Source organism: Barnesiella sp. CU968, assembly GCF_905219685.1.
Classification (GTDB): Bacteria; Bacteroidota; Bacteroidia; order Bacteroidales; family Muribaculaceae; genus Lepagella; species Lepagella muris_A.
On sequence record NZ_CAJMXD010000278.1, the window covers coordinates 1 to 3,969 of the forward strand.

Below are 3,969 nucleotides of genomic sequence, written 5' to 3' on the forward strand. Positions count from 1 at the left end.
TGTGACCGATGAGACTCGGTGAAAACAGCCATAAAAGACCACAAGGAAGCCACAAGATGTACTATATAAAAAAATCGAATTAAATTTAAACAGTTTCTAAGAGCTTGTTTAAAATAATGATATTGATAATTCAAGACGAGTTCCACATCTATTATTGTAAATTTAACAAAAAAAGACACACCCGTTTTGCCCCGGAAGATGAAAAGTGTTATATTTGCAGAAGCGTAAAAACGGACACTATGAAAAATAAACCGATACTTGTTATCTCCACCGGAGCTGGAATAAGTGCAGAAAGCGGAATCACAACTTTCCGCGACGCCGGAGGATTATGGGAGAACTATCCGGTGATGCAGGTTGCGTCAGCGCAAGGATTCGCGCAGAATCCGGAGCTTGTGCACAACTTCTACAACAAAAGAAGGAAGGAGCTCCTGAAGGCTGAGCCCAACGGCGCTCACAAGGCGCTCGCAGAACTTGAAAAAGATTTTGACGTCTACGTTATAACACAGAATGTAGACGACCTCCACGAACGCGCAGGGTCAAAAAACGTGCTTCATCTCCATGGAGAGCTGATGAAGATACGTTCGGTCAGCAATCCCGATTACATCGAGACCCTCGACACAGACCATCTGGAGACCACACCGGCGACCCGAGGACGCAACGGCGACCCGATGCGTCCGCACATAGTCTTTTTTCAGGAGCCCGTCCCGAATATAGAGAAAGCAGTGGAGATTGTCATGTCTGCAGATATATTTGTTGTGATAGGCACATCGCTCGCCGTATATCCGGCGGCAGGACTCATTGAATACACACGTCCCGGCATTCCTGTCTTCTACATCGATCCCAACCCCGCCTCGACGGCAGGACATCCTGATGTCACTGTCATCAGAAAGAAAGCCACCGAAGGCATGAGGGATTTGACAGAGATTCTTCATGCTTATGTTGAAAAACATAAGAAATAACAGCCGGAATAAGAGAAATAAGTATTACCTTTGTGACAGATGCGATAGCGCCGCGGACACAAGTTGCTGCCCGCAGTGCCCCGCGGCTTCACAACCTGTTCGATCTAACCAAAAAAAACACTAAATAACTATGGCAAAAATCAGAGGAGCGGTCACCGTAAACATCGAAAGATGCAAAGGGTGTAACCTGTGTGTAGTGGCATGCCCTACAAAGACACTGTCGCTGCAGCCCAACGAGGTCAACGACCGCGGCTACCATTACGCCTACATGGCTAATCCAGAGAGCTGCACAGGGTGTTGCTCATGCGCCTGGGTATGTCCCGACGCTTGTATCGAAGTATATCGCAAACGCGTTGACTAAGCGAATGCGAGACAATTCCATCAATCCAACCAAGAAAACACAACGACAAGGAATATGAAAGAAGAAGTGAGACTTATGAAAGGGAACGAGGCGATAGCCCACGCCGCCATACGTTACGGCTGCGACGGCTATTTCGGCTACCCGATCACCCCCCAGTCGGAGGTGCTCGAAACCCTTGAAGAACTGATGCCATGGGAAACCACAGGCATGGTCGTGCTCCAGGCTGAATCCGAAGTAGCCGCCATCAACATGGTCTACGGAGGTGCGGCAAGTGGCAAAGCAGTGATGACATCGTCATCTTCTCCGGGTGTCAGCCTCAAGCAGGAGGGGATATCCTATATAGCGGCGGCATCTCTGCCCGCATTGATTCTGAACGTGATGCGCGGCGGCCCGGGTCTCGGAACAATCCAGCCCTCGCAGGCTGATTATTTCCAGGCAGTCAAAGGCGGCGGTCACGGAGACTATCACCTCATCGTGCTTGCGCCCTCTACAGTTCAGGAGATGGTTGACTTCGTAGGTCTCGGCTTCGACCTTGCATTCAAATACAGCAACCCCGCCATGATTCTTGCCGACGGCATCGTAGGACAGATGATGGAGAAAGTGGTTCTTCCCGAGCAGCGTCCCCGCAGAACGGAGGAGGAAATCCGCCGCCAGTGCCCATGGGCAACCAACGGTCGCAAGGATGGCCGCAAACGCAATGTAGTGACATCGCTTGAGCTTGAGTCTTCTAAAATGGAAGTCATCAACCACCAGCTTCAGGCACGCTATCGTGAGATCGAGAAGAACGAGACAAGATGGGAGGAAATCGGCGTAGAGGACGCAGACTATCTCATCGTTGCCTTCGGCTCTATTGCCCGCATTTGCGACAAAGCGCGTGAGATAGCAGCAGAGAAAGGCATAAAGATCGGAATCGTACGCCCCATCACACTCTGGCCCTTCCCCTCCGAGGCAATCAGCAAGGCGGCAGAAGGGAAGAAAGGCGTGCTCGTAGTGGAGCTTAACGCCGGACAGATGGTGGAAGACGTGCGTCTTGCCGTACACGACAGACTTCCCGTGGAGCATTTCGGCCGCATGGGCGGCATAATCCCCAGCCCGGAAGAGGTTGTGGACGCACTGGAAGAAAAAATCATCAACAGGAAATAAACCCTCTAAAAGAAAGCAACAATGGAAATCGAAGATATCATTTGCCAGGAAAACAAGGTTTACAGCAAACCGGAGCTTCTCGAAGAGGTTCACATGCATTACTGCCCCGGCTGCAGCCACGGCGTGATACACAAACTTCTTGCAGAAGTCATTCAAGAGATGGGACTTACGGAGAAGACCGTCGGCATTTCGCCGGTAGGTTGCGCCGTGTTCGCATATAACTATGTGGATGTTGACTGGGTGGAGGCGGCACACGGACGCGCCCCCGCCGTAGCCACAGCCATTTCCCGCCTATGGCCCGAAAACGTGGTCTTCACCTATCAGGGCGACGGAGACATGTCGGCAATCGGAACGGCAGAATCAATACATGCCGCCAACCGCGGCGAAAATATCGTCATGATATTCGTCAACAATGCCATATACGGCATGACCGGAGGACAGATGGCTCCGACCACGCTTGTAGGACAAAAGACCGCAACCACTCCATACGGACGCCGCATCGACCTCAACGGACACCCGCTGGAAATCACCAACCTCATGGCTATCCTTGACGGAACATGCTACGTAACCCGTCAGGCAGTACACACTCCCGCTGCAGTTCGCAAGACCAAGGCTTGTCTCAAAAAAGCATTTGAAAACGCGATTGCGAAAAAAGGCACCTCTGTTGTGGAAGTTGTCGCCACCTGCAATTCCGGATGGAAGATGTCGCCCGAGAAAGCGAACCAATGGATGGAAGAGAACATGTTCCCCAAATATCCGCTCGGAGACCTTAAGAATGTGTGACACAGAAACGGCAATGTCAGGAAATTGTTGAAAACATTTTTTGCCATTGCCCTGTCCAAAAAACAATACAGCATCAAAAATGAAAGAAGAAATAATAATAGCCGGCTTTGGAGGACAAGGAGTCCTTTCAATGGGCAAGATTCTCGCCTACTCCGGTCTTATGGATGACAAAGAAGTCACATGGATGCCTTCTTATGGTCCGGAACAGAGAGGCGGCACGGCGAATGTCACAGTCATTCTGTCTGACGACAAGATATCATCGCCCGTACTCGACCGCTATGACATCGTCATAGCCCTTAACCAGCAGAGCCTTGACAAATTCGGAGAAAAAGTGAAAGCGGGCGGTATCCTCATCTATGACACCAACGGCATACACAAGCACCCCACCCGTGAAGACATCAAAATCTACCCGATAGATGCCATGGAAGCCACACTTGAGATCGGCAATTCAAAGGCATACAACATGGTAGTGATGGGAGCCTTGCTCGAAGCCATGGACTACAAGCTGCCGATGGAGAATNTGATAAAGGGATTGAAAAAATCGCTCCCGGAAAGACACCACAAACTCATTCCCCTCAACGAACAGGCAATCGAAAAAGGAAGAACTCTTATTTGAGATAACCACTCAGGTTTGAGATAACCACTCAGGGCGGTGTGTCAAAATTGATAAAATTTGACACACCGCCTTTATTTTAGCCGGATAGCGAGGATGCTGTCAGAATG

5 protein-coding genes are annotated in these 3,969 nt (G+C 50.3%); all 5 read left to right on the forward strand.

The genetic code is table 11. The features are described from left to right. Positions 1 to 239 precede the first annotated feature (239 nt). The 5 genes from JX312_RS10155 to JX312_RS10175 all read left to right on the forward strand — a co-directional run bounded on the left by JX312_RS10155 (position 240) and on the right by JX312_RS10175 (position 3,862). A complete protein-coding gene (locus JX312_RS10155; RefSeq protein WP_124031075.1) occupies positions 240 to 959 on the forward strand; it encodes an NAD-dependent deacylase in 720 nt (239 codons plus the stop codon). Between the two features lie 130 nt (positions 960 to 1,089). Continuing rightward, positions 1,090 to 1,320, forward strand: coding sequence for a 4Fe-4S binding protein (locus JX312_RS10160; protein WP_123406425.1), 231 nt, complete (start codon positions 1,090 to 1,092; stop codon positions 1,318 to 1,320). 54 nt (positions 1,321 to 1,374) lie between these two features. Further along, positions 1,375 to 2,463, forward strand: coding sequence for a 3-methyl-2-oxobutanoate dehydrogenase subunit VorB (locus JX312_RS10165; RefSeq protein WP_204457915.1), 1,089 nt, complete (start codon positions 1,375 to 1,377; stop codon positions 2,461 to 2,463). 21 nt (positions 2,464 to 2,484) lie between these two features. After that, positions 2,485 to 3,246 (forward strand): thiamine pyrophosphate-dependent enzyme, encoded by a 762-nt coding sequence (locus JX312_RS10170; protein WP_123406429.1) that lies wholly within the window; start codon positions 2,485 to 2,487, stop codon positions 3,244 to 3,246. Positions 3,247 to 3,325: 79 nt separating this feature from the next. After that, complete coding sequence (locus JX312_RS10175) at positions 3,326 to 3,862, forward strand: 2-oxoacid:acceptor oxidoreductase family protein (protein WP_204457916.1); 537 nt, start codon at positions 3,326 to 3,328, stop codon at positions 3,860 to 3,862. The last annotated feature ends 107 nt before the right edge of the window (positions 3,863 to 3,969 follow it).